Origin of the sequence: Streptomyces sp. MI02-7b, from assembly GCF_033793585.1 — a bacterium.
Taxonomy (GTDB): domain Bacteria; phylum Actinomycetota; class Actinomycetes; order Streptomycetales; family Streptomycetaceae; genus Actinacidiphila.
Genome location: NZ_JARAWX010000029.1, coordinates 12,159 through 35,658 on the forward strand (window position 1 = coordinate 12,159; position 23,500 = coordinate 35,658).

Annotated in this window: 23 protein-coding genes; 10 read left to right on the plus strand and 13 right to left on the minus strand. The window is 72.4% G+C overall.

Translation table 11 applies throughout. The features are described 5' to 3' along the window. Positions 1 to 139 precede the first annotated feature (139 nt). The 3 genes from PV364_RS34225 (at position 140) to PV364_RS34235 (ending at position 3,250) form a co-directional block, all read left to right on the plus strand. Complete coding sequence (locus PV364_RS34225; RefSeq protein WP_415924644.1) at positions 140 to 1,495, plus strand: MFS transporter; 1,356 nt, start codon at positions 140 to 142, stop codon at positions 1,493 to 1,495. 128 nt (positions 1,496 to 1,623) lie between these two features. Further along, a complete protein-coding gene (locus PV364_RS34230; protein ID WP_319664571.1) occupies positions 1,624 to 2,631 on the plus strand; it encodes an aldo/keto reductase in 1,008 nt (335 codons plus the stop codon). A gap of 34 nt (positions 2,632 to 2,665) precedes the next feature. After that, positions 2,666 to 3,250: a TetR family transcriptional regulator gene (locus PV364_RS34235; RefSeq protein ID WP_319664572.1), complete on the plus strand. Its 585-nt coding sequence runs from the start codon at positions 2,666 to 2,668 to the stop codon at positions 3,248 to 3,250. A gap of 82 nt (positions 3,251 to 3,332) precedes the next feature. Here PV364_RS34235 and PV364_RS34240 read toward each other — a convergent pair whose 3' ends face one another. Further along, positions 3,333 to 4,715, minus strand: a complete 1,383-nt coding sequence (locus PV364_RS34240) for a glycine--tRNA ligase (protein WP_319664573.1) — start codon at positions 4,713 to 4,715, stop codon at positions 3,333 to 3,335. A 185-nt stretch (positions 4,716 to 4,900) separates the two neighbouring features. On the opposite strand from PV364_RS34240, the gene PV364_RS34245 reads away from it, so the two are divergent. Genes PV364_RS34245 through PV364_RS34260 form a run of 4 tightly spaced genes read left to right on the plus strand, consistent with a single transcriptional unit; the run spans position 4,901 to position 8,038 of the window. Further along, entirely contained in the window at positions 4,901 to 5,881 is a 981-nt protein-coding gene (locus tag PV364_RS34245) for a metal ABC transporter substrate-binding protein (RefSeq protein WP_319664574.1), read from the plus strand. Between the two features lie 20 nt (positions 5,882 to 5,901). Next, the gene (locus tag PV364_RS34250) at positions 5,902 to 6,663 is read left to right on the plus strand and encodes a metal ABC transporter ATP-binding protein (RefSeq protein ID WP_319664575.1); all 762 of its coding nucleotides are present in this window, start codon (positions 5,902 to 5,904) and stop codon (positions 6,661 to 6,663) included. Continuing rightward, positions 6,663 to 7,556, plus strand: a complete 894-nt coding sequence (locus PV364_RS34255) for a metal ABC transporter permease (protein WP_319664576.1) — start codon at positions 6,663 to 6,665, stop codon at positions 7,554 to 7,556. Before PV364_RS34250 ends, PV364_RS34255 begins: the two co-directional genes overlap by 1 nt. A 56-nt stretch (positions 7,557 to 7,612) precedes the next feature. Beyond that, a complete protein-coding gene (locus tag PV364_RS34260) occupies positions 7,613 to 8,038 on the plus strand; it encodes a Fur family transcriptional regulator (RefSeq protein WP_319664578.1) in 426 nt (141 codons plus the stop codon). A gap of 44 nt (positions 8,039 to 8,082) precedes the next feature. Here the strand turns inward: PV364_RS34260 and PV364_RS34265 are convergent, their stop codons facing one another. Together PV364_RS34265 and recO are read right to left on the minus strand one after the other, a co-directional pair. Continuing rightward, a complete protein-coding gene (locus PV364_RS34265) occupies positions 8,083 to 8,925 on the minus strand; it encodes an isoprenyl transferase (protein WP_319664579.1) in 843 nt (280 codons plus the stop codon). A gap of 26 nt (positions 8,926 to 8,951) precedes the next feature. After that, the gene (recO, locus tag PV364_RS34270; RefSeq protein WP_319664580.1) at positions 8,952 to 9,698 is read right to left on the minus strand and encodes a DNA repair protein RecO; all 747 of its coding nucleotides are present in this window, start codon (positions 9,696 to 9,698) and stop codon (positions 8,952 to 8,954) included. A gap of 57 nt (positions 9,699 to 9,755) precedes the next feature. Here recO and PV364_RS34275 point away from each other — a divergent pair, with 57 nt between their 5' ends. Beyond that, entirely contained in the window at positions 9,756 to 10,118 is a 363-nt protein-coding gene (locus tag PV364_RS34275) for a DUF1304 domain-containing protein (RefSeq protein WP_319664581.1), read from the plus strand. A 29-nt stretch (positions 10,119 to 10,147) separates the two neighbouring features. On the opposite strand, the gene PV364_RS34280 is transcribed toward PV364_RS34275, so the two are convergent. From PV364_RS34280 to leuA, 5 genes are all read right to left on the minus strand, one after another. Then, a complete protein-coding gene (locus tag PV364_RS34280; RefSeq protein WP_319664582.1) occupies positions 10,148 to 10,837 on the minus strand; it encodes a response regulator transcription factor in 690 nt (229 codons plus the stop codon). Positions 10,838 to 11,045: 208 nt separating this feature from the next. Next, a complete protein-coding gene (locus tag PV364_RS34285) occupies positions 11,046 to 12,326 on the minus strand; it encodes a sensor histidine kinase (protein WP_415924641.1) in 1,281 nt (426 codons plus the stop codon). Positions 12,327 to 12,393: 67 nt separating this feature from the next. Further along, positions 12,394 to 14,496 carry an MMPL family transporter gene (locus PV364_RS34290; RefSeq protein ID WP_319664583.1) on the minus strand — a complete coding sequence of 701 codons (2,103 nt, stop codon included), beginning with the start codon at positions 14,494 to 14,496 and terminating at the stop codon, positions 12,394 to 12,396. Between the two features lie 140 nt (positions 14,497 to 14,636). Further along, positions 14,637 to 15,353 (minus strand): TerB family tellurite resistance protein, encoded by a 717-nt coding sequence (locus PV364_RS34295; RefSeq protein ID WP_319664584.1) that lies wholly within the window; start codon positions 15,351 to 15,353, stop codon positions 14,637 to 14,639. Between the two features lie 205 nt (positions 15,354 to 15,558). Continuing rightward, positions 15,559 to 17,322, minus strand: a complete 1,764-nt coding sequence (gene leuA / locus PV364_RS34300; protein ID WP_319664585.1) for a 2-isopropylmalate synthase — start codon at positions 17,320 to 17,322, stop codon at positions 15,559 to 15,561. 325 nt (positions 17,323 to 17,647) lie between these two features. Here leuA and PV364_RS34305 point away from each other — a divergent pair, with 325 nt between their 5' ends. Next, positions 17,648 to 18,769 carry a M4 family metallopeptidase gene (locus PV364_RS34305; RefSeq protein ID WP_319664587.1) on the plus strand — a complete coding sequence of 374 codons (1,122 nt, stop codon included), beginning with the start codon at positions 17,648 to 17,650 and terminating at the stop codon, positions 18,767 to 18,769. A gap of 9 nt (positions 18,770 to 18,778) precedes the next feature. Then, positions 18,779 to 19,045: a protealysin inhibitor emfourin gene (locus tag PV364_RS34310; protein WP_319664588.1), complete on the plus strand. Its 267-nt coding sequence runs from the start codon at positions 18,779 to 18,781 to the stop codon at positions 19,043 to 19,045. Positions 19,046 to 19,074: 29 nt separating this feature from the next. On the opposite strand, the gene era is transcribed toward PV364_RS34310, so the two are convergent. The 5 genes from era to PV364_RS34335 all read right to left on the minus strand — a co-directional run bounded on the left by era (position 19,075) and on the right by PV364_RS34335 (position 23,387). Continuing rightward, positions 19,075 to 20,025: a GTPase Era gene (gene era, locus PV364_RS34315; RefSeq protein ID WP_319664589.1), complete on the minus strand. Its 951-nt coding sequence runs from the start codon at positions 20,023 to 20,025 to the stop codon at positions 19,075 to 19,077. A 64-nt stretch (positions 20,026 to 20,089) separates the two neighbouring features. Continuing rightward, on the minus strand, positions 20,090 to 20,446 hold the full coding sequence (locus PV364_RS34320) for a cytidine deaminase (protein ID WP_319664590.1): 357 nt from the start codon (positions 20,444 to 20,446) through the stop codon (positions 20,090 to 20,092). Between the two features lie 67 nt (positions 20,447 to 20,513). Next, positions 20,514 to 21,845 (minus strand): hemolysin family protein, encoded by a 1,332-nt coding sequence (locus PV364_RS34325; RefSeq protein ID WP_319664591.1) that lies wholly within the window; start codon positions 21,843 to 21,845, stop codon positions 20,514 to 20,516. Between the two features lie 5 nt (positions 21,846 to 21,850). After that, on the minus strand, positions 21,851 to 22,348 hold the full coding sequence (ybeY, locus tag PV364_RS34330; RefSeq protein WP_319664592.1) for an rRNA maturation RNase YbeY: 498 nt from the start codon (positions 22,346 to 22,348) through the stop codon (positions 21,851 to 21,853). Positions 22,349 to 22,361: 13 nt separating this feature from the next. Beyond that, on the minus strand, positions 22,362 to 23,387 hold the full coding sequence (locus PV364_RS34335; RefSeq protein WP_319664594.1) for a PhoH family protein: 1,026 nt from the start codon (positions 23,385 to 23,387) through the stop codon (positions 22,362 to 22,364). Positions 23,388 to 23,500 lie beyond the last annotated feature (113 nt).

Below are 23,500 nucleotides of genomic sequence, written 5' to 3' on the forward strand. Positions count from 1 at the left end.
CCAGGTAAAGCCCCGGGTGATCCGTCTCGGCGACGGCACCGCCGCCTCCCCCGCCCCCGCCCCCTCCACCACCGCCTCCCACGTCCCCTCCACCACCGCACCCGCGTCCCCCGCGCTCAGCCCGCTGGGCCTGTTCACCGTGCTGCTGGGCGCCGCGCTGCCGCTGATCGACTTCTTCATCGTCAACGTCGCCCTGCCCGCCATCGAGTCCGACCTGCACGCCGGGGCGGCCCTGCTGGAGCTGGTCGTCGCCGGCTACGGCCTGGCGTACGCCGTGCTGCTGGTGCTCGGCGGCCGGCTCGGCGACTCCTTCGGCCGCCGGCGGCTCTTCCTGGCCGGCATGGCGGCCTTCGGCCTCACCTCGCTCGCCTGCGGCCTGGCGCCGGACGCCTGGACACTCGTGGCCGCGCGCGTCGCACAGGGCGCGTCGGCGGCGCTGATGCTGCCGCAGGTGCTGGCCACCATCCACTCCGCCACCTCCGGCCACCGCCGGGCCAAGGCGCTGAGCCTGTACGGAGCCACCGCCGGCCTGTCGATGGTCGCCGGCCAGATCCTCGGCGGCGTCCTGGTCGCCGCGGACATCGCGGGCACCGGCTGGCGCGCGGTGTTCCTGGTGAACGTGCCGGTCGCCGCGATCGGGCTGTTCCTCGCCGCGCGCAGCGTCCCGGAGACCCGCTCCGAGCACCCGGCGCCCGTGGACCGTCCCGGCACGCTCCTGCTGGCGGTGTCCCTGATCACGCTGCTCGCGCCGCTGACCGAGGGCCGGGCCGCCGGGTGGCCGGCGTGGACCTGGGTGTCGCTGCTGCTCTTCCCCTTCGCCGCGACCGCCTTCTACCTGGTCGAGCGCCGGGCGGACCGCGCGGGACGGGTCCCGCTGGTGCCGCCGAGCCTGTTCCACTCGGCCGGCATGCGCAGGGCGCTGCCGCTGGTGCTGCCGTTCTCCATCGGTTTCGGCGGCTTCATGTTCGTCATCGCGGTCGCGCTGCAGCAGGGCCTCGCGTACGGCCCGGTGGAGGCGGGCGCCGCGCTGGTGCCGATGGCGGTGGCCTTCTTCATCGCCTCGCTGGCCGGGCCGCGCCTGGTCATCCGCTACGGGGGGCGTGTGGTCACCGCGGGCGGCGCGCTGCAGGCGGTCGGTGTCGCCGTGCTGGCGGCCTCGGTGGCCCGCGAGTGGCACGCCGGGGGGATGAACGGCTGGGCGCTGCTGCCGGGGCTGGCGCTGGCGGGCTTCGGACAGGGGCTGCAACTGCCGGTGCTGTTCCGGCTGGTACTGGCGGACGTACCGGCCTCCCGGGCCGGAGTGGGCAGCGGCGTCATGGTGACCGCGCAGCAGTCCGCGCTCGCCCTGGGCGTCGCCACCCTCGGCACCCTCTTCCTCTCCCTCGCACCCGCGCACGGGATGCGGGACGCCCTGGTCATCGTGCTGGTCGTGCAGCTCGCGGCCGTCCTGGGGACGGCGCTGTTCAGCCTGCGGCTGCCACGCCACGTGGGGTGAGGCACCGGGTCCGGCGGTCATGACGGGGCACAGGGACTGACAGATATTGAAATCTGTCAGTCCCTGTGCCATTGTCGTCAGTGCACCCCTCGATCACGCGATCTCCTGATCCGAACAAGGAGTTCCCCATGCGGAACCGCACGCTCGGCACCACCGGACCGACCGTCTCAGCCCTCGGCCTCGGCGCCATGGGCATGTCCGCCCTGTACGGCGAAGCCGACCGCGCCGAGTCCATCGCCACGATCCACGCCGCCCTCGACGCGGACATCACACTGATCGACACCGGCGACTTCTACGGGATGGGCCACAACGAGATGCTCATCGGCGAGGCCCTGCGCACCGCCGGCGCCGACCGCGAGAAGGCCCTCGTCAGCGTCAAGTTCGGCGCCCTGCGCGGCCCCGGCGGTGAGTGGTACGGCTACGACGGCCGCCCGGCGGCGGTGAAGAACTTCGCCTCCTACTCGCTGCAGCGCCTGGGCACCGACCACATCGACGTCTACCGCATCGCCCGGGTCGACCCCGCCGTTCCGATCGAGGAGACCGTCGGCGCCATCGCGGAGCTCGTCCAGGCCGGCCACGTGCGCCACATCGGCCTGTCCGAGGTCGGCGCCGGCACGCTGCGCCGTGCCGCGTCCACGGCTCCCATCAGCGATCTGCAGATCGAGTACTCACTGATCTCGCGCGGCATCGAGGAGGACATCCTGCCGACCGCCCGCGAGCTGGGCATCGGCGTCACGGCCTACGGCGTGCTCTCGCGCGGCCTGATCAGCGGCCACTTCACCCGTGACCGGCAGCTCGCCGCGAACGACTTCCGGTCGATGAGCCCGCGCTTCCAGGGCGAGAACCTGGAGCACAACCTGGCGCTGGTCGACGCGCTGCGGAAGATCGCCGAGCAGAAGGGCGTCTCCGTCGCGCAGACCGCCATCGCCTGGGTGCTGGCCCAGGGCGAGGACATCGTGCCGCTGATCGGCGCCCGTACCCGGGAGCGGCTGACGGAGGCCGTCGGCGCGCTGGACGTCCGTTTCGACGACGCCGACCTCGCCGCCATCGAGGCCGCCGTCCCGGCCGGTGCGGCGGCGGGCAGCCGCTACCCGCAGTCGCAGATGGAGCACCTGGACAGCGAGCGCGAGCACTGACGGCCGGCGCGCCGGCCCTGGGAGAATGTCCACCATGCCACCCGAGACGCTGACCGCCGAACGCATCCTTCAGACCACGGAGGACGTGCTGCGGCGCTACGGCCCCGCGAAGGCCACCGTGGTCGACGTGGCCCGCGCGCTCGGTGTCAGCCACGGGAGCGTGTACCGGCACTTCCGCACGAAGGCGGCACTGCGCGAGGCGGTCACCCAGCGCTGGCTGGACCAGTCGCACGCGGAGCTCTCGGCGATAGCCCTGGACGCCGGGCTGCCCGCGCCGGAGCGGCTGCGGGCCTGGCTCGCGGCGCTCTTCGCGGCGAAGCGGCGCAAGGCGGGTGGCGACCCCGAGCTGTTCGCGACGTACATGGTGCTGGCGGCGGAGCAGAGCGCCGTCATCGATCGCCATGTCGGCGACCTGGTCGAGCAGCTGTCCGGGATCATCCGGGAGGGCACCGGCGCGGGCGACTTCGCGGCCGGGGACCCCGAGGTGGCGGCGCGGGCCGTCTTCGACGCCTCCGGACGCTTCCACGACCCCGCCTACGCGGCCGAGTGGTCCGCACCCGGCATCGACGCCGCGTTCACCGCGGTCTGCGACCTGATCGTGCGCGGCCTGGCGTCCTGAACCCGGCGCACGCACGCGAAGGCGCCCGGTCCCCCTCGGGGGGGGACCGGGCGCCTTCGTGCGCGTCCGTACGAGCCGGAACCTAGCAGCCGAGCAGACGGCCGCCGAGGAAGGACTCGACCTGGTCGAGCGAGACGCGCTCCTGCTTCATGGTGTCGCGCTCGCGGACCGTCACCGCGTTGTCCTCGAGGGTGTCGAAGTCGACGGTGACGCAGAACGGCGTGCCGATCTCGTCCTGGCGGCGGTAGCGGCGGCCGATGGCGCCGGCGTCGTCGAACTCGATGTTCCAGTGCCGGCGCAGGTCCGCCGCGAGCCCCTTGGCCTTCGGGGAGAGCTGCGGGTTGCGCGACAGCGGGAGCACCGCGACCTTGACCGGGGCCAGGCGCGGGTCGAGCCGCATGACGGTGCGCTTCTCCATCACGCCCTTCGCGTTCGGCGCCTCGTCCTCGTTGTAGGCGTCGAGCATGAAGGCGAGCATGGCGCGGTTGAGACCGGCCGCGGGCTCGATGACGTACGGGAAGTAGCGCTCGCCGGCCTCCTGGTCGAAGTACGACAGGTCCTGGCCGCTGGCCTGGCTGTGCGCCTTGAGGTCGTAGTCCGTGCGGTTGGCGATGCCCTCCAGCTCGGAGAACTCGGTGCCGCCGAAGTTGAAGCGGTACTCGATGTCGGTGGTGCGCTTCGAGTAGTGGGAGAGCTTCTCCTTGGCGTGCTCGAACCAGCGCATGTTCTCCTCGCGCAGGCCGAGGCCCCGGTACCAGTCCCAGCGCTGCTGCATCCAGTACTCGTGCCACTGCTCGTCCTCGCCGGGCTTGACGAAGAACTCCATCTCCATCTGCTCGAACTCACGGGTCCGGAAGATGAAGTTGCCCGGCGTGATCTCGTTGCGGAAGGACTTGCCGGTCTGGGCGATGCCGAACGGCGGCTTGCGGCGCGAGGTCGTCTGCACCTGCGAGAAGTTGGTGAAGATGCCCTGGGCGGTCTCCGGACGCAGGTAGGCGATCGAGCCGGAGTCCTGGGTCGGGCCCAGGTGGGTGGAGAGCAGTCCGGAGAACTGCTTGGGCTCGGTGAAGGCGCCCTTGTTGCCGCAGTTCGGGCAGTTGATGTCGGAGAGGCCGTTGGCCGGCAGGTGGCCGTGCTTGGCCTCGTACGCCTCCTCCAGGTGGTCCGCGCGGTAGCGCTTGTGGCAGGAGGTGCACTCGGTGAGCGGGTCGGTGAACGTGGCGACGTGGCCGGAGGCCTCCCAGACCTCGCGGGCCAGAATCACCGAGGAGTCAATGCCGACCACGTCCTCCCGCGAGGTGACCATCGCACGCCACCACTGGCGCTTGATGTTCTCCTTGAGTTCCACGCCCAGCGGCCCGTAGTCCCAGGCGGCCTTCTGACCGCCGTAGATCTCGCTGCAGGGGAAAACGAAGCCACGGCGCTTGCTCAGGCTGACGATGGTGTCGATCTTGTCGGCGGCCACGGTGCTCTCTTCAGACGACGAAGCGGTCGGTGGGGTCCGCCGGGGGCGAGCTCGGTCCGGCGAATACCTCAGATTACCGGCGTCGATGGGGGCGGTATCAAATCGGTTCCGCGTCGCGGGGGGCCGATCGTGATCACACTGTGCTCAATTGACAATCGTTTCCATTTTTGTTGAAAATGGGAGTCATGAACATAGGTCGTGTGCTGCTGTCGACGGCGGCCGTCGCCGGGCTCGTCGCCCTCTCCGCGTGCACCACCGCGGCGGGCGGGACCCGTACCGCGGACGGGCGCCTGAAGGTGACCGCGTCCTTCTACCCGATGCAGTTCCTGGCGGAGCGGATCGGCGGCAGCCACGTCAGCGTCACCGGCCTCACCAAGCCCGGCACCGAACCGCACGACCTGGAACTCACCCCCCGGCAGGTCGGCGAGCTCGGCGAGTCGGGCGTGATCGTGTACCTCAAGGGCCTGCAGCCCGCGGTCGACGACGCCATCGCGCAGTCCGGCGTACGGCACATCGTGGACGCCGCCTCGCTCACCGCGCTGGAGGACCACGGCACCGAGGTCGACGGGCACCACCACACCACCGGTGACAATGAGAGCGACACCGGCCTCGGCGAGGACGGCCCGCGCCACGACGAGGACGCCGGCGCCGACCCCCACATCTGGCTCGACCCGGTGAAGTACGCGGCCGTCGCCGAGGGCGTCGGCCGGACGCTGGCCGCGGCCGACCCGGACCACGCCGCGCTCTACGCCAAGAACACCGGCGCGCTGGTGAGGAAGCTGGACGCGCTGAACACCGAGTTCGCCGACGGACTGCGCAACCGCACCTCGGACACCTTCCTCACCACCCACGCCGCCTTCGGCTACCTCGCCGAGCGCTACGGCCTGGTGGAGGAGGCGATCAACGGCATCGACCCGGAGGCCGAGCCGAGCGCCGCCCGGATGCGGGCGCTCCAGGGCCTCGCCAAGGACACGCACGTGAGCACGGTGTTCTTCGAGACGCTCGTCAGCGACCGGACCGCGACGACCCTGGCGGGCGACCTGGGCCTGCGGACCGACGTGCTCGACCCGATCGAGGGGATCACCGACCGGTCGCGCGGCTCCGACTACTTCGGGGTCCAGCGCGCCAATCTCAGGGCCCTGCAGACGGCGCTGGGCGCCAAGTGACCGCGACGACGGAGGCTGGTATGGACACGGTCGTATCGCTGCGGGGCGCGACCGCCTCGCTCGGCTCGCGCCCGGTACTGCGCGGCATCGACCTGGACGTGCGCCGCGGCGAGGTCGTGGCGCTGCTCGGTGCCAACGGCTCGGGCAAGTCCACCGCGGTGCGCGCCGTGGTCGGCCAGGTGCCGCTCACCGGCGGCGAGCTGGAGCTGTTCGGCACCCCGCACCGCCGCTTCCGGGACTGGGCGCGGATCGGCTACGTGCCGCAGCGCACCACGGCCGCCTCCGGGGTGCCCGCGACCGTGCGCGAGGTCGTCACCGCGGGGCGGCTGGCCCGCACCCGGATGGGGTTCTCCCGCAAGGCCGACCGGGCCGCCGTGGACCGCGCCCTGGAGCTGGTCGGCATGGCCGACCGGGCCGGTGACTCGGTGAACGCCCTGTCCGGCGGACAGCACCAGCGCGTCCTGATCGCCCGCGCGCTGTCCGTGGAGCCCGAAGTGCTGATCATGGACGAGCCGATGGCCGGTGTCGACCTCGCCAGCCAGGAGGTCCTCGCGGGCACCCTGCGCGAACAAGTGGGCCTCGGCACCACGGTGCTGGTCGTCCTGCACGAACTCGGCCCGCTGGAGCCGCTCATCGACCGCGCGGTCGTGCTGCGCGACGGCTGCGTCGTCCATGACGGGCCGCCGCCGCAGGCGCGCGGCCAGCACGCGCTGCCCGGCCACGACCATGTCCACCCGCACGCCGACCGTGCGGCCGCGCCGATCCGGACGGGGCTGTTCTGATGGAGCTGTTCTCCTACGCCTTCATGCAGCGGGCCCTGATCGCGGCCGTCCTGGTCGGCATCACGGCGCCCGCCATCGGCATCTTCCTGGTCCAGCGCCGCCAGGCGCTGATGGGCGACGGCATCGGCCATGTCGCGCTGACCGGCGTGGGCCTGGGCTTCCTGCTGAGCACCAACCCGGTGTGGATGGCCACGGCCGTGTCCATCGTCGGGGCCATCGTGATGGAGCTGATCCGCTGGTACGGCCGCACCCGCGGCGACATCGCGCTGGCCATGCTCTTCTACGGCGGCATGGCGGCCGGCGTCATGTTCACCTCGCTCGCGCCGAACGGCTCCAACGCCAACCTGACGACGTATCTGTTCGGTTCGATCACCACCGTCTCGCCGCAGGACATCACCGCCGTCTGCGTGCTGGCCGGTTTCGTCGTCCTGGTCACCCTGGGCCTGCGGCGGCAGTTGTTCGCGGTCTCCCAGGACGAGGAGTTCGCCCGCGTCAGCGGACTGCCGGTGCGGCTGCTCAACCTGCTGGTCGCGGTCACCGCGGCGGTCACCGTCACCGTGGCGATGCGGGTCGTCGGGCTGCTGCTGGTGAGCGCGCTCATGGTGATCCCGGTGGCGGCCTCGCAAGCGATCACCCGCAGCTTCGCGACGACCTTCGCCCTCGCGGTGGGCATCGGCGTCACCGTGGCCTTCTCCGGCACGGTCACCTCGTACTACGTCGACGTGCCCTCCGGGGCGACGATCGTGCTGCTCGCCATCGGCGTCTTCGTCGCCCTGACCCTGGCGTCCGCGCCGCTGGCGAAAAAGAGGGCTCGCAAGGCCGCGCAGGACACGGAACGATGCACCCTGGAGGTACCCGGCGCGCGCCCGGCCGAAGACGACGTTCGGGTCTGAGAGCCCCGGACTGGCACAATGGCCGACCGGGACAACGACCGAGAAGGAGGCCACTGGTGACGACCGCCAAGCCCCCCGTACGGGGCCGTTCGACGCGGCAGCGCGCCGCCGTGGCCGCGGCCCTCGCCGAGGCCGACGAGTTCCGCAGCGCACAGGAACTGCACGATCTCCTCAAGCACCGGGGTGACTCGGTGGGCCTCACCACGGTCTACCGCACCCTGCAGTCCCTCGCCGACGCCGGCGAGATCGACGTCCTGCGCACCGGCGACGGCGAGTCCGTCTACCGGCGCTGCAGCAGCGGTCACCACCACCACCTCGTCTGCCGCGTCTGCGGCAAGGCCGTCGAGGTCGAGGGTCCCGCGGTGGAGAAGTGGGCCGACGCCATCGCCGGCGAGCACGGCTTCGTCGATGTCGCGCACACGGTCGAGATCTTCGGCACGTGCGCCGACTGCGCCTCCTGCGGCGGCCCCGCCGCGCTCTGACCAGCCCCGGGGCCCCAGAGCGCGGCCACGCGGCCACCCGCCCGTCAGGCCTGCGGGGTCGCCGTACCGCCGTCGGCCGCCATCTCCTCGTTGGGGATCGCGCCGCCGAAGCGGCGGTCGCGGGAGGCGTACTCCAGGCAGGCGCGCCACAGGTCGCGGCGGTCGAAGTCGGGCCACAGCACGTCCTGGAAGACCATCTCGGCGTAGGCGGACTGCCAGATCAGGAAGTTGGAGGTGCGCTGCTCGCCGGAGGGGCGGACGAAGAGGTCCACATCGGGCATGTCCGGGTGGTACATGTACTTCGCCAGGGTCTTCTCGGTGACCTTGGAGGGGTCGAGTCGACCCGCCTTTATGTCCTGTGCGAGCGCGGCCGCGGCGTCCGCGATCTCCGCGCGGCCGCCGTAGTTGACGCACATGTACAGCGTCATCGCGTCGTTGTCGCGGGTCATCTCCTCCGCGACCTGGAGCTCCTTGACCACGGACTTCCACAGCCGCGGCATGCGCCCGGCCCAGCGGATGCGGATGCCCATCTCGTGCATCTCGTCGCGGCGGCGGTGGATGACGTCGCGGTTGAAGTTCATCAGGAAGCGGACCTCGTCGGGGGAGCGCTTCCAGTTCTCGGTGGAGAAGGCGTACAGGGAGAGGTTCTTGACGCCGATCTCCAGGCAGCCCTTGAGGACGTCGAGCACGACGGTCTCGCCGACCTTGTGGCCCTCGGTGCGGGGCAGGCCGCGCTCCTTGGCCCACCGGCCGTTGCCGTCCATGACGATGGCGACGTGCTGCGGGACGAGCTCGCCTGGGATCTTGGGGGGCCGGGCGCCGGACGGGTGCGGGTCGGGAGCCCGGTACTCGCGTCGGGGGCGGCTCAGAATCCCGCGTACAGCCATGCGCCTGCTCTCCACTTCATGTGTATCTACTTGTCGATGAAACGCAGCGAGCGCAGCCCGCGCTCCAGGTGCCACTGCAGATAGGCGGCGACCAGCCCGCTGCCCTCTCGGCAGTGGCGCGGCTCGCACGCGTCCGCGGTCTCCCAGTCGCCGCCGAGCAGCGCCCCGAGGAGTTCCAGGGACTCCAGTGAGGGTACGACGCTTCCGGCCGGGCGGCACTCGCCGCATACGACTCCTCCCGCGGCGACCGAAAAGAACCGATTCGGTCCGGGCATCCCGCACTTCGCGCAGTCGCCGAAGCTGGGCGCGTAGCCGTTGACCGCCAGGGAGCGCAGCAGGAAGGCGTCGAGCACCAGGCGCGGGTCGTGCTCGTCGCCGGCGAGGGTGCGCAGGCCCCCGACGAGGAGCAGGTACTGCTGCACCGCCGGTTCGCCCTCGTGGTCGGTGAAGCGCTCGGCGGTCTCCAGCATCGCGGTGCCGGCGGTGTAGCGGGCGTAGTCGGTGACGATCCGGCTGCCGTACGGGGTGATCGTCTCGCCCTGCGTGCACAGCGGCAGCCCGCGTCCGACGAGTTCTCCCCCGCGCGCGAAGAACTGCACGTCCACATGGGAGAAGGGCTCCAGCCGGGCCCCGAACTTCGACTTCGTGCGCCGCACTCCGCGGGCCACCGCGCGCACCCGGCCGTGGCGGCGGGTGAGCAGCGTGATGATCCGGTCCGCCTCACCCAGCTTCTGGGTGCGCAGCACGATGCCGTCGTCGCGGAACAGACTCATGGCGCCCATTCTCCCGCACGGCCCGGGGCGCCCGGCACGGGACGTACGCTACGGCTCATGTCGATCACCGCTACCGTCGCCGTGCTGCTCATAGCGGCCCTGCACGTCTACATCCTGGTCCTGGAGATGTTCCTGTGGACCACGCCGCGCGCCCGCGCCTCGTTCGGCACCACCGAGGAGTTCGCGCGGGAGAGCAAGGCCCTGGCGGCCAACCAGGGCCTCTACAACGGCTTCCTGGCCGCCGGGCTGGTGTGGGGCGCGGTGGCGTCGGACCCGGTCGGCTTCCAGGCGCAGGTGTTCTTCCTGGTCTGCGTGGCGGTGGCGGGCGTGTACGGCGCGGCGACCGCGAGCCGGCGCATCGTCTTCGTGCAGACCGTTCCGGCCCTCGTCGCGCTGGCCCTGGTCGTGGCCGCGCACTGAGTGCGCACGGCCACCCCGCGGCGACCCGGTCAGCCGCTGACGCCCGCGGGACCGCCGGGGCTGACCAGCCCGGACTCGTAGGCGGCGATCACCAGCTGCGCGCGGTCGCGGGCACCGAGCTTGCCCATGATCCGGCTGACGTGGGTCTTGGCCGTGAGCGGGCTGAGGCCCAGCGCCTCGGCGATCTCGGTGTTGTTCAGGCCGCGCGCGACCAGGGTGAGCACCTGGCGTTCGCGTTCGGAGAGCGCGGCCGTCCGCCCCGGCGCCGGGCCGCCGGGCTGCGGGCTGTCCGGCAGGCGCAGCACCCGGGCGATGAGGCGGGCCGTGGGCCCGGGCGAGAGCAGCGCCTCGCCGGCCGCGACCGTGCGGATGGCGTCGAGGAGTTCGGCGGGGCGGGTGTCCTTGACCAGGAAGCCGCTGGCGCCCGCGCGCAGCGCCGGGACGACGTGGTCGTCGGTGTCGTAGGTGGTGAGCACCAGCACGCGCACCCCCGCGAGGTCGTCGTCGGCCGCGATGAGCCGGGTCGCCTCGATGCCGTCGAGGTCGGGCATGCGGATGTCCATGACGACGACGTCCGCCCGGCAGGCACGCGCGGTGGCCACGGCCTCCCGGCCGGTGGCCGCGTGACCGACCACCGCCATGTCCGGGGCGGACTCCACCAGCATCGCGAAGGCCTCGCGGACCAGCGTCTGGTCGTCGGCGAGCAGCACCCGGATCACGCGGCACCCCCGGGCAACCGCAGACCGCCCCCCGGGCGTGAGCCGGCGACCGCCGTGTCCGGGCCGGAACCGACCCGCGTCGCGCAGACCTCACACACCGGCATCCGGCCCTCGGCGAGCACAGGGACCACCCGGGAGGGCCCGGCGGTCAACACACCCGCGACGCGACCACGGACCAACGGCCGGTCGCCGGCGCACAACACCCGGATCACACGGCACCCCCGGCGAACGGCAGCACAGCGGCAACCTCGAAACCGCCCCCGGGGCGGGGGCCCGCGGTCAGCGTGCCGCCGACGCTGCGGGCGCGTTCGCGCATGCCGATCAGGCCGTAGCCGGTGGCAGGGCCGGTCACCGCCGGGGCGGCGTCCTCGGACGGCCTGGGGGGTGCCACGGCGCGCCAGGGCCGCCAGCGGGCGTCAGGGCGGTCCGGTCCGGGTTCGGCCCGCGTCCCCGGGCAGGGGCCGTCGTCGGTGACGGCGATCCGCAGGGCGGTACCCCGGTCCGGGTCGGTGCCGAGCTCCACCCCGACCCGGACCGAGGTGCCCCCGGCGTGCCGCACGGCGTTGGTCAGTGCCTCCTGGACGATGCGGTAGGCGGCGGCCCCGATCGCCGGGGGCACCCCGTCCGCGCCGGCCGCCACGGCCAGTTCCACCCGGGCGCCGGCGGCCTCCGCGGAGCGGGCCAGGTCGGCCACGGCCGCCAGGCCCGGCAGCGGGCCGCGCTCGTCGTCGCCGCGCAGCACCTGGAGGGTGGCGCGGAGTTCGGCGCGGGCGTCGCGGCAGGTGCCGGCGATGCTGTCGAGGGCGCCGGCGACGGCCGTGCGGTCCAGCCGGTCGGGGTCGGCGACCAGGACGTGCGCGGCGACCGAGGTCTGCACCCCGATGAGGGTGATGCTGTGGGCGAGCAGGTCGTGCAGGTCGCGGGCGATCCGCAGCCGCTCCTCGGCGACGCGCCGGGCCGCCTCCTCCTCGCGGGTGCGTTCGGCGCGTTCGGCGCGCCCGACGATGGCGGCCACGTACTTGCGGTGGATGCGGACCGCCTCGCCGGTCAGCGCCACCGCCACCACCCAGCCGCCGCTGCGCAGCATGTCGGTCGCCGCGTGCCGTTCGGGTGTCGCCGACATCACCCCGCCCATGATCGCGACGACCGCCGCCACGGTGAGGTACGTCCGCGGCGGCGGCCCGGCGACCGCCAGCGAGTAGATCGCCACCATGCTCGCCGGGACCACGGCCAGGTGCAGGTTGTCCAGGGCGTGGTACGGGGCGACGGCCGCGACCATGACGAGCATCACGGTCATCGGCCACCGCCGCCGGGCCGCCAGCACCAGCGCGGTGACCACCAGCAGCGCCCAGCCCGCCGCGTCCGGGCGGTGCCCCTGCCCGGCCGGCAGGAGGGCGCCCACGGCGCTCTGGAGCACGAGCACGCCCACGGCGAGGGCGGCGTCCTTGTGCGCGCGGACGGCGGGCGGGAGGGGCGGCGGCTTCGGCACGGCTCCATCTTCCGTTACGGGGTCGGCGGGGGGACAGACCGGTTCACGGGCCGGCTCACGGGCCGGTTCACGGGCCCGTACGCGGCCGGCTCAGCCGGCCCGGCCACCAGACCCGCTCGCGCAGCGCCACGCTCGCGGAGGTCACCAGGTAGATGCGGACGAGGAAGGTGTCCAGCAGGACGCCCACGGCGATGACGAAGCCCATCTCGACCAGCGACACCAGCGGCATGTTGACCAGGACCGAGAACGTGGCCGCCAGCACCAGCCCGGCCGAGGCGATCACCCCGCCCGTGGTGCGCAGCGCGGTGACGGCCGCGGCGGCCGGCGCGGCCCCAGCCAGCGACTCCTCGCGCATCCGGTGCATGAGGAAGATGCCGTAGTCGACCCCGAGCGCCACGAGGAAGACGAACGACAGCAGCGGCAGTCCCGGGTCCGTGCCCGCGAAGCCGAACAGCGGCCCGAAGACCAGCCCGCCGATGCCCAGCGCGGCGCCCCACACCGCGATCACGGCCACCACGAGCAGCAGCGGCGCGACCAGGCTGCGCAGCAGCGCGACGAGGATCAGCAGCACGGCGGCCAGGACGAGCGGCACGACGACCCAGCGGTCGCGGGTACTGGTGGCGGCCAGGTCCGCCTGCTGGGCGCCGGGGCCGCCGACGTGTGCGCCGTAGGGGCCGTCCAGCTCCGCGCGCAGGGCGTGGATGGTCGCGGTCTCGCCGGCCGACTCCGGCGGCGCCTGCGCGGTCACCGACACCTCCGTCCAGCCGCCGCCGCTGCGCCCGCGTTCGGCGGACGCGACGCCTTCGGTGCCCCGGACCGCGGCCAGCACCTCGCCGGTCCGGCCGGTGGGCGACATGACGGTGATCGGCTGGGCGGAGCGGCCGGGGTCGGCCTCGGCGAGGATGCGCATGGCGGCGACCGACTCCGGCGCGCTGGTGAAGGCGTCGTCGTTCCGCAGACTGCCGGGCAGGGCCAGGGTCCCGAGCGCGAGCGCACCGAGCAGCACCGCGCCGGTCGCGAGCACGGCCGCCGGACGGCGCGCCGCCGAGCCGCCCATCGCCGCGAACAGGCCGCGCGGGCGCGGCACTTCACTGCCGTACGCGGGCACCAGCGGCCAGAACACCCGCCGTCCCAGCAGCACCAGCAGCGCGGGCAGCAGGGTCGTCATCGCCAGGAGCGCGCACAGCACCCCGACCGCGGCGATCGGGCCCATGCCCCGGCTGCTGTTGAGGTCGGCGGCGAGCAGGCACAGCAGGCCCACAGCGACGGTCCCGGAGGAGGCCAGGATCGCGGGCCCGCAGCCGCGCAGCGCGGCGCGCATCGCCTCGTACGGGCGCTGGATCCGGCGCAGTTCCTCGCGGTAGCGGGCGACCAGCAGCAGGGCGTAGTCGGTGCCGGCGCCGAAGACGAGGATGGTCATCACGCCCTGGCTCTGGCCGGTGACGGTGACGCCGAAGGCCTGGTGGAGTCCGTAGACCCCGGCCATCGCGGCGGCGTCCGCCACGCCCGCGACGAGCAGGGGCAGCAGCCACAGCAGCGGGCTGCGGTAGATGAGGATCAGCAGCACGGCGACGACGGCCACCGTGGTGTAGAGCAGCGGCCCGTCGAGGGAGGAGTACACCTCCTTCATGTCGGTGTTGAGCGCGCCGGGGCCGCCCACAAGGGCGGTCAGCCCGTCGCCGCCCTCGGCCCGGTCGCGGACGTCGGTGACGAAGGCGTTCCTGGCCGCGTCGTCCTGGCCCGGCCCGGTGCTCGCCACGGGGTACATCAGTGTGTCGCCGTGCGACGGGACGGCGTGCGGCGTGCCGCCGGTGAGCCGGTGCGCCCGCGCGATGCCGGCGATCTGGGCGGCGGCCTTGTCGCGGTCGGCGGCGGTCAGCCCGCCGTCGCGGTGGTAGACGACCACGAGTTCGGTGGCCTCGCCGCCGGGCAGCGCGTCCTGGAGCCGGGCGACCTGCGTGGAGTCGGCGCTCACCGGGAGGTAGTCCACCGCCCGGTTCTGCTGCGCGTCGGCGAGCTTGCCGGCCAGCGGGCCGGCCAGCGCCAGCACGGCGATCCACAGCGCGAGCACCGCCCAGGGGAGCGCGCGGGCGCCCCGGCTCCTCCCCCGTCCTCGGGTCGTCGGCGGCGGCGCGGCGGCCGGTGTGGTCTCAGTGGTCGGGGCCCCCATGACGGGCCTCCCTCCGGGCCGGTGGTCTGGTCCTTTCCAGACTTCCGGCGCGGCGGCGCCTTTTCGTCGGACCCGGGACCGAGCCCGGCGTTACTGCCCGGGGTGCGGGGCGGGTCCGGTTACTCCCCGGGGAGTACTCCTCAGGAGGGCGTGCGGGCCGCGGCCTCCAGCACCCGGGCCGTGTCCTCGCCGACCAGACCGAGGCAGCGGCCGACGGCGCCCAGCACCTCGCGCTCCGCGGGCAGGTAGGGGCCGTCGGCGAGGGCGATGCGCGCGCCCTGGAGCAGGACCCGTTCGCGTCCCTGCGGGGCGAGGTGGCGGGAGAGCGGTTCCAGGGCCTCGTGCAGCTCGATGGAGAGCCAGCTGCCGCAGCCGTCGAGGGAGTCGGCGAGACCCTCCGGCGAGGGCGATCCGGCGGCGCCGGGGAAGCGGCCCTCGTCGGCGACGATGGCCGCGAGCAGGCCGAGCAGCTGGTCCTCGGTGCAGTCGGTGAAACCGGCCGTGCGGACCGCCTCCACGGCCGTCTCGCGGGCGGCCCGCCCGGAGGCGCCGCCCGCGGTGAGGACGGCGAGGGCGACGGTGTGGACGGCGTCGCGGAGCATCGCGGAGAAGACGGTCGTCGTCGGTTGTTCCAGGGCCTCGGGGCCCCGGCGGGCACGGCACACGACGCACTCCACGACGGTGCCGGCCGAGCCGCGCGGCAGCAGCGGCAGGCCGAGGACGGTCAGGCGCCGGGTGCCGGTCCGGCGCCGGTACCCGCGGTCGCCGCCGCAGCCGGCGCAGAAGAACTCCCCGTCGCCCTCGGTGCGCCAGACCGTCCGCACGCCCAAGATGCACAAGCCCTTGATCTGGAGCACTTCGCACCCTCCGGCCGCTCATCCGGCTACATACCGGTTCGTCCCGTTACGGGCCGCAGGCGGGGGTAACGCTCCGGCAACGGCGCCGTAATGACGTGATGTTAGCCACATGAGCAACGCGGAGTCAGTACCACGAGAGGGCCGAATACAAGAATCGGCCACGGCACCCGGGCGGGTGCCGTGGCCGGTTCACCGTCCGCGGTGATCAGCGCGTCGCGCGGTTGACGGCGGAGACGACCGCCTTCAGCGACGCACGGGTGGTGTTGGCGTCGATGCCGATGCCCCAGAGGACCTTGCCGTCGATCGCGCACTCGATGTACGAGGCGGCCTGGGCACTGGCCCCCTCGCTCATGGTGTGCTCGGTGTAGTCCAGCAGCCGGGCGTCGACGCCCACGGCGGCCAGCGCGTCGAAGAACGCCGAGATCGGGCCGTTGCCGGTGCCGGTGAGCACGGTCTCCACGCCGTCCACGGCCGCCTCGACGGTGAGGGTGTCGGCGCCGTCGCTGCTGGTCGAGGTCTGCGCGGAGCGCAGCGTGATGCGGCCCCAGGCGTTGTCGGGGGTGGGCAGGTACTCGTCCTCGAAGATCCCCCAGATCTCCCTGGGCGTGACCTCGCCGCCCTCGGCGTCGGTCTTGGCCTGGATGATCTTCGAGAACTCGATCTGCATCCGGCGCGGCAGGTCCAGCTTGTGGTCGTTCTTCAGGACGTACGCGACGCCGCCCTTGCCGGACTGGGAGTTCACGCGGATGACGGCCTCGTAGGAGCGGCCGACGTCCTTGGGGTCGATCGGCAGGTACGGCACCGCCCACTCGATGTCGTCGACGGTCACACCCCGGGCGGCCGCGTCGGCCTCCATGGCGTCGAACCCCTTCTTGATGGCGTCCTGGTGGGAGCCGGAGAAGGACGTGTAGACCAGGTCGCCCACGTACGGGTGGCGCGGGTGGACCTCCATCTGGTTGCAGTACTCGGCGGTGCGGCGGATCTCGTCGATCTGGGAGAAGTCGATCTGCGGGTCCACGCCCTGGCTGAACAGGTTCATCCCCAGGGTGACCAGGTCCACGTTGCCGGTGCGCTCGCCCTGGCCGAACAGGCAGCCCTCGATGCGGTCCGCGCCCGCCATCAGCGCCAGTTCGGCGGCGGCCACGGCCGTGCCGCGGTCGTTGTGCGGGTGGACCGACAGGCACACGTACTCGCGGCGCGACAGGTTCCGCGACATCCACTCGAAGCGGTCGGCGTGGGTGGAGGGCGTGGAGCGCTCCACGGTCGCCGGCAGGTTCAGGATGATCTCGCGGCCCTCCTCGGGCTGCCAGACGTCCATGACCGACTCGCAGACCTCCAGGGCGAAGTCCAGCTCGGTGTCGGTGAAGATCTCCGGGCTGTACTGGTAGCCGAAGACGGTCTCGTCGCCCAGGATCTTGTCCGCGTACTCCATGACCAGCCGGGTGCCGTCCACGGCGATCTGCCGGATCTGCTCCTTGGAGCCGCGGAAGACCACCCGGCGGAAGGTCGGGGCGGTGGCGTTGTACAGGTGGACGGTGGCCCGTGCCGCGCCGCGCAGGGACTCCACGGTGCGCTCGATGAGCTCCTCGCGGGCCTGGGTCAGCACCGAGATCGTGACGTCCTCGGGGATCGCGCCCTCTTCGATGATGGAGCGCACGAAGGCGAAGTCGGTCTCACCGGAGGCGGGGAAGCCGACCTCGATCTCCTTGTAGCCCATCGACACCAGCAGGTCGAACATCGCGCGCTTGCGGGCCGGCGACATCGGGTCGATCAGGGCCTGGTTGCCGTCCCGCAGGTCGGTGGACAGCCAGCGGGGGGCCTTGGTGATCCGGTTGCCCGGCCAGGTGCGGTCCGGGATCTCCACCGCCTCGTACGGCCGGTACTTGTGCACCGGCATCGACGTGGGGCGCTGGCGCACGGTGGCGGCGGTGATCGGCGTGGGACGGCCGACGGCGTTCGGGGTGGACATGTACGGGGGGCTCCTCGGTTGCGGCTTCAGAAGCGGCCGACCGGCGCTGGTTCTCCGACAACGCCACACTCCGCGGGGAGGGAGTCGACCTGGACTACAGGCCCTCGCCGCGGCAGCTAAGGAGAAGAAGCATCCCGAAACGCATGATGTGACCGACCCTAACCGAGCCCCGGGTCTCCCCGCAGCCGCTGCGGCGTTCTTCTCAGTATGCAAGACCGCCCGTGATGACGTGAAAAACGTAATTTTCCTCTCTTTACGGCAATCGTTACGGCAATCGCCGTCACGGCTGGTGACACCGGAGTCGCGCCGTGCCACATTGCCGACCATGGAGCACACACCCGTTTTCTGCACGATCGTGCCGCCGCACGTCCTGGACCGGATCGCCCGCAACCAGGACAGCGCGCTGGCCGGCCCCTCCCGCCGCACCCTGGAGCAGGACGCCGCGCAGCGCACCCGCCGCCGTCTGACCACCGTCATCGGGGCGTTCCCGGTGGCCGGGGCGGAGCCGTCGGAGCAGCCGCAGCGCACCATCGGCGACGCCGGGCACGGGGAGGACCTGCCGGGCGTGAAGGTCCGCGGCGAGGGTGACGCGCCGCTCGCCGACGCGACGGTCAACCGGGCCTACGACGGGCTCGGCGCGACCTTCGAGCTGTACCTGACCGCGTACGGCAGGCACTCCATCGACGACGCCGGCCTGCCGCTGGACGCGACGGTCCACTACGGCCGCGACTACAACAACGCCTTCTGGAACGGCGAACAGATGGTCTTCGGCGACGGCGACGGGGAGCTCTTCCTCGACTTCACGCTGCCCGTCGACGTCATCGGCCACGAGCTCACCCACGGCGTCACGCAGTACACCGCCAACCTGGACTACTTCGGCCAGTCCGGCGCGCTCAACGAGTCGGTGTCCGACGTGTTCGGCTCGCTGATCAAGCAGTACGCGCTGGGGCAGACCGCCGACCAGGCGGACTGGCTGATCGGCGCCGGGCTGCTCGCCCCGCGCGTCACCGGCGCCGCCCTGCGGTCCATGAAGGCCCCCGGCACGGCGTACGACGACGACGTGCTCGGCAAGGACCCGCAGCCCGGTCACATGGACGGCTATGTGCGCACCTCCCGGGACAACGGCGGCGTCCACATCAACTCCGGCATTCCCAACCGGGCGTTCTACCTGGCCGCCACCGCGCTGGGCGGCCACGCCTGGGACCGCGCCGGGCGGATCTGGTACGACGCCCTGACCGGCGGCGGGCTCTCACCGCGCGCCGACTTCGCGGAGTTCGCCCGGGCCACGGTGGCCGCGGCCGCCGCCCGCTACGGCGAGGCGGAGGAGCACGCGGCCGTCGCCGACGCCTGGAGCCAGGTCGGCATCGCGACACCGGCGGCGGGCGGCTCCGAACTCCCGCGCCAGGCACCGGCACCGGAAGGTGCGCAGCCCCCCGTCCAGGGGTAGGCGCACCCCATGCGCATAGAGGTGATCCGCTCCGGCGGCTTCGCGGGGATCGAGCGCCGGGCCGCGCTGGACACCAACGGCCGGCCCGACGCCTTCCAACTGCACGCCCTGGCCCGCGACGTGCTCGCCGCGGGCGGGGCGGAGCCCTCGTCCGGGGTGCCGGACGGCTTCCACTACGAGATCACCGTCGACGCGCGCACCGTGCACTGCGCCGACCCGGACCTCACGGAGGCCCAGCACCAACTGATCCGGATCATCCTGAAGGAGGGCACGTGACACCCGCCGGCGGGCCGGCGGGGGTCTGACTAGAACCCCAGCTTGCGCAGCTGCTTGGGGTCGCGCTGCCAGTCCTTGGCCACCTTCACGTGCAGGTCGAGGAAGACCGGCGTGCCCAGCAGCGCCTCGATGTGGCGGCGGGACTTGGTGCCGACCTCCTTCAGACGGGCGCCCTTGGGGCCGATGATGATGCCCTTCTGGCTGGGCCGCTCGATGTAGATGTTGGCGTGGATGTCGAGCAGCGGCTTGTCCGCCGGGCGGTCCTCGCGGGGCAGCATCTCCTCGACCACGACGGCGATGGAGTGCGGCAGCTCGTCGCGCACGCCCTCCAGCGCGGCCTCGCGGATCAGCTCGGCGACCATGACCTGCTCGGGCTCGTCGGTGAGGTCGCCCTCCGGGTACAGGGCCGGGCCCTCGGGGAGGAGCGGCACCAGCAGGTCGGCGAGGAGGCCGACCTGGCTGTCACCGACGGCGGAGACGGGGATGATCTCGGCCCACTCGATGCCGAGTTCGGCGCCGAGCCGGTCGATGGCCAGAAGCTGCTCGGCGAGGTGCTTGGAGTCCACCAGGTCGGTCTTGGTGACGATCGCGACCTTGGGGGTCTTGCGGACCTCCCCCAGCTCCTTGGCGATGTACCGGTCGCCGGGGCCGAGCTTCTCGTTCGCGGGCAGGCAGAAGCCGATCACGTCGACCTCGGCCCAGGTGGTGCGCACCACGTCGTTCAGCCGCTCGCCGAGCAGGGTGCGGGGCTTGTGCAGCCCCGGGGTGTCGACCAGCACGAGCTGCGCGTCCGGGCGGTGCACGATGCCGCGCACGGTGTGCCGGGTGGTCTGCGGGCGGTTGGAGGTGATCGCCACCTTCGTTCCGACGAGAGCGTTGGTCAGGGTGGACTTGCCCGCGTTGGGGCGGCCCACGAAGCAGGCGAAGCCGGACCGGTGGGCGGGGGCAGTGGTCTCGGTGCGAACGCTCATGGCGACCATTGTCCCTGATCCTCCGGGCCGGCCTGACGCACGCGCCCGCCGCCCGCCGCGTACGCCCCTCGGGTCACTCCGCGGGGACGGTGGCGCGCAGCGCGCCGTCCGGGCCCGCGAGGAGCACCGGGGTGTCGGGGCCGCCGAGGTCGCGCACCGCGGCCAGGTCCTCCGGGGCCAGGGTGCCGGCGGCCGAGACGACCGCCGCGGCCTCCAGGGACGTGGCACCGCTCGCGACGGCCATGGCGACGGCGGTCCGCAGGGCGCTGAGCGACAGCGACCGCAGCGCCACCGTTCCCGCGACGTAGGTGCGTCCCGTCCCGTCCCGCACGGCCGCGCCCTCGGGGACGCCATTGCGCGCCCGCGCCGAGCGGGCCAGCGTGATGATCTTGCGGTCCTCGGGGTCCAGCGGGGGCTGCTCGTCGCTCATGCGGCCAGCGTATCCGCCGTGAACCGCCCGCCGGGGACGGGTTTCCGCGGCAGGTGCCCGCCCGGTCCTAGCCGCGCACGGCACCGTCCTGGGCGGAGTCGGGGCCGGCGGACGGGGCCGGGGCGGGAAGCGGGTCGACCAGCACCGCGCCGATGCGGTTGCGGCGCCCGGACGGGGCCTCCGCGGTGAGGCGCAGCGCGGCCGGGGCATCGGGGGCCGAGGCGGTCTCGGGCAGTTCCACGACCGCGGAGGCGCCCGGGATCGGCACCCTGCCCAGAACCTTGGCGAGCAGGCCGCCGACGGTCTCCACGTCCTCGTCGTCCAGGTCGACCCCGTACAGCTCGCCGAGGTCGCCGAGGTCGAGGCGGGCGGTGACGCGGTAGCGGCCGTCGCCCAGCTCCTCGACGGGCGGCAGCTCGCGGTCGTACTCGTCGGTGATCTCGCCGACGATCTCCTCCAGGATGTCCTCGATCGTGACGATGCCGGCCGTGCCGCCGTACTCGTCGATGACGACGGCGACGTGGTTGCGCTCCCGCTGCATCTCGCGCAGCAGGTCGCCGGCGTTCTTGGTGTCGGGCACGAAGGCGGCCGGGCGCATCACCGAGGAGACCGGGTCGGTCTCCGCGTCGCGGTTGATGTGCACGCGCCGGGCGAGGTCCTTGAGGTAGACGATGCCCACGATGTCGTCCTCGCTCTCGCCCGTGACGGGGATGCGGGAGAAACCGCTGCGCAGCGCCAGGGTCATGGCCTGCCGGATCGTCTTGAAGCGCTCGATGGCCACCAGTTCGGTGCGCGGCACCATCACCTCGCGCACCAGGGTGTCGCCGAGCTCGAAGACGGAGTGCACCATGCGGCGCTCCTCGTCCTCGATCAGGGACTCGCTCTCGGCGAGGTCGACCAGGGCCCGCAGTTCCGCCTCGGAGGCGAACGGGCCCTGCCGGAAGCCCTTGCCGGGGGTGAACGCGTTGCCGAGGAGGATCAGCAGCGCGGGGATCGGCCCCATCACCCGGGCCAGCGGCAGCAGCACGTACGCCGCCGCGGTGGCCGTGTTCAGCGGGTGCTGGCGGCCGATGGTGCGCGGCGAGACGCCCACGGCGACGTACGAGACCACGATCATGACGCCGATAGCGACGAGCAGCGCCTGCCAGGTCGCGTCGAAGTGCCGTACGCACAGCACCGTGACGAGCACCGCCGCCGCCATCTCGCAGGCCACGCGCACCAGCAGGGCCACATTGAGGTAGCGCGTGGGGTCGGAGGCGACGGCGAGGAGCTTGTCCGCGCCACGGCGGCCGGCCCGCATCGCCGCCTCGGCGCGGAACCGGGACATGCGGGCGATGCCGGCCTCGGCGCAGGCGGCGAGCCATGCGACGACGACCAGCAGGACGGCGTAGACCACCATCGGGATCAGTGGGTGGTGGTCGGGGCCGGTGAGGGGCCCTGGATGCCGCGCTCGGCGCGCCAGCCGTCGAGGATGGCCTTCTGCAGGCCGAACATCTCGGCCTTCTCGTCGGCCTCGTCGTGGTCGTAACCGAGCAGGTGCAGCACTCCGTGGACGGTGAGCAGCTGGAGCTCCTCGTCCATGGAGTGCTTGGTCGTGGCCGCCTCGCCTTGCTTCTTGGCCACCTCGGGGCAGAGCACGATGTCCCCGAGCAGGCCCTGGGGGGGCTCCTCGTCGTCCTTCCCGGGACGGAGCTCGTCCATCGGGAAGGACATGACGTCGGTGGGGCCCGGTTCGTCCATCCACTGGATGTGCAGCGCCTCCATGGCGTCGGCGTCGATGGCGATCACCGAGAGCTCGGACAGCGGGTGGATGCGCATGTGCTGCAGGGCGTAACGGCTGATGTCGAGCACAGCCGCCTCGTCGAAGTCCCAGCCGGATTCGTTGTTGACGTCGATCGCCATAGTGCTTCGGAGGCTACTTTCCGTTGCCGTTTCGGTTGCCGTTGAGGTCGTCGTAGCGCTCGTAGGCGTCCACGATGCGCCCGACCAGCTTATGGCGTACGACATCGGTGCTCGTCAGGCGCGAGAAGTGCACGTCCTCGACACCGTCCAGGATGTCCACGACCTGGCGCAGCCCGCTCTTCGTGCCGCCCGGCAGGTCGACCTGCGTGACGTCGCCGGTGATGACGATCTTGGAGTCGAAGCCGAGCCGGGTGAGGAACATCTTCATCTGCTCGGCGCTGGTGTTCTGCGCCTCGTCGAGGATGATGAACGCGTCGTTGAGCGTGCGGCCGCGCATGTACGCCAGCGGGGCGACCTCGATCGTCCCGCTCGCCATGAGGCGCGGGATGGAGTCGGGGTCGACCATGTCGTGCAGCGCGTCGTACAGCGGGCGCAGGTAGGGGTCGATCTTCTCGTAGAGCGTGCCCGGCAGGAAGCCGAGCCGCTCGCCCGCCTCGACGGCGGGACGGGTCAGGATGATCCGGTTGACCTGCTTGGACTGCAGCGCCTGCACGGCCTTGGCCATCGCCAGGTAGGTCTTGCCGGTGCCCGCCGGGCCGATGCCGAAGACGATGGTGTGCTTGTCGATGGCGTCGACGTAGCGCTTCTGGTTGAGCGTCTTGGGGCGGATGGTGCGGCCCCGGCTGGAGAGGATGTTCTGGGTCAGGACCTGGGAGGGGGTCTCCTCCAGGCCGTCGGTTCCGCTGTCCTGGCGGAGCATGGCGATCGACCGCTCCACGGCGTCCTCCGTCATCGGCTGTCCGGTGCGCAGCACCAGCATCATTTCGTCGAAGAGGCGCTGGACCAGGGCGACATCGGCCGCTCCGCCGGTCGCGCTGATCTCATTGCCTCGTACATGGATGTCGACGGCCGGGAACGCCTTCTCGATCACGCGCAGGAGCGAGTCGCCGGACCCCAGGACAGTCACCATGGGGTGCTTGGCCGGTACGACGAAGTGGGCACTCGCCTGCGGTTGCTGCGTTGTCGGTGTCTGTGTCATGGGCCAGGCACTTCGGCCTGCTCATCCCGCCTTCTGCTCTTCGACATGCCACTGGGCTTGGGGTTCAAGGGTACGTCGGTGCGACGGAGGTGCCGAGGGGTTTTACGCTGCGT

Bases quoted from the DNA above. Each gene is read 5' to 3' on its own strand.
- PV364_RS34230 (WP_319664571.1), top strand. From the start codon at position 1,624: ATGCGGAACCGCACGCTCGGCACCACCGGACCGACCGTCTCAGCCCTC.
- PV364_RS34235 (WP_319664572.1), top strand. From the start codon at position 2,666: ATGCCACCCGAGACGCTGACCGCCGAACGCATCCTTCAGACCACGGAG.
- PV364_RS34245 (WP_319664574.1), top strand. From the start codon at position 4,901: ATGAACATAGGTCGTGTGCTGCTGTCGACGGCGGCCGTCGCCGGGCTC.
- PV364_RS34250 (WP_319664575.1), top strand. From the start codon at position 5,902: ATGGACACGGTCGTATCGCTGCGGGGCGCGACCGCCTCGCTCGGCTCG.
- PV364_RS34255 (WP_319664576.1), top strand. From the start codon at position 6,663: ATGGAGCTGTTCTCCTACGCCTTCATGCAGCGGGCCCTGATCGCGGCC.
- PV364_RS34265 (WP_319664579.1), bottom strand. From the start codon at position 8,925: ATGGCTGTACGCGGGATTCTGAGCCGCCCCCGACGCGAGTACCGGGCT.
- recO (WP_319664580.1), bottom strand. From the start codon at position 9,698: ATGAGTCTGTTCCGCGACGACGGCATCGTGCTGCGCACCCAGAAGCTG.
- PV364_RS34275 (WP_319664581.1), top strand. From the start codon at position 9,756: ATGTCGATCACCGCTACCGTCGCCGTGCTGCTCATAGCGGCCCTGCAC.
- PV364_RS34290 (WP_319664583.1), bottom strand. From the start codon at position 14,496: ATGGGGGCCCCGACCACTGAGACCACACCGGCCGCCGCGCCGCCGCCG.
- leuA (WP_319664585.1), bottom strand. From the start codon at position 17,322: ATGTCCACCCCGAACGCCGTCGGCCGTCCCACGCCGATCACCGCCGCC.
- PV364_RS34305 (WP_319664587.1), top strand. From the start codon at position 17,648: ATGGAGCACACACCCGTTTTCTGCACGATCGTGCCGCCGCACGTCCTG.
- PV364_RS34310 (WP_319664588.1), top strand. From the start codon at position 18,779: ATGCGCATAGAGGTGATCCGCTCCGGCGGCTTCGCGGGGATCGAGCGC.
- era (WP_319664589.1), bottom strand. From the start codon at position 20,025: ATGGTCGCCATGAGCGTTCGCACCGAGACCACTGCCCCCGCCCACCGG.
- PV364_RS34320 (WP_319664590.1), bottom strand. From the start codon at position 20,446: ATGAGCGACGAGCAGCCCCCGCTGGACCCCGAGGACCGCAAGATCATC.
- PV364_RS34325 (WP_319664591.1), bottom strand. From the start codon at position 21,845: ATGGTGGTCTACGCCGTCCTGCTGGTCGTCGTCGCATGGCTCGCCGCC.
- ybeY (WP_319664592.1), bottom strand. From the start codon at position 22,348: ATGGCGATCGACGTCAACAACGAATCCGGCTGGGACTTCGACGAGGCG.
- PV364_RS34335 (WP_319664594.1), bottom strand. From the start codon at position 23,387: ATGACACAGACACCGACAACGCAGCAACCGCAGGCGAGTGCCCACTTC.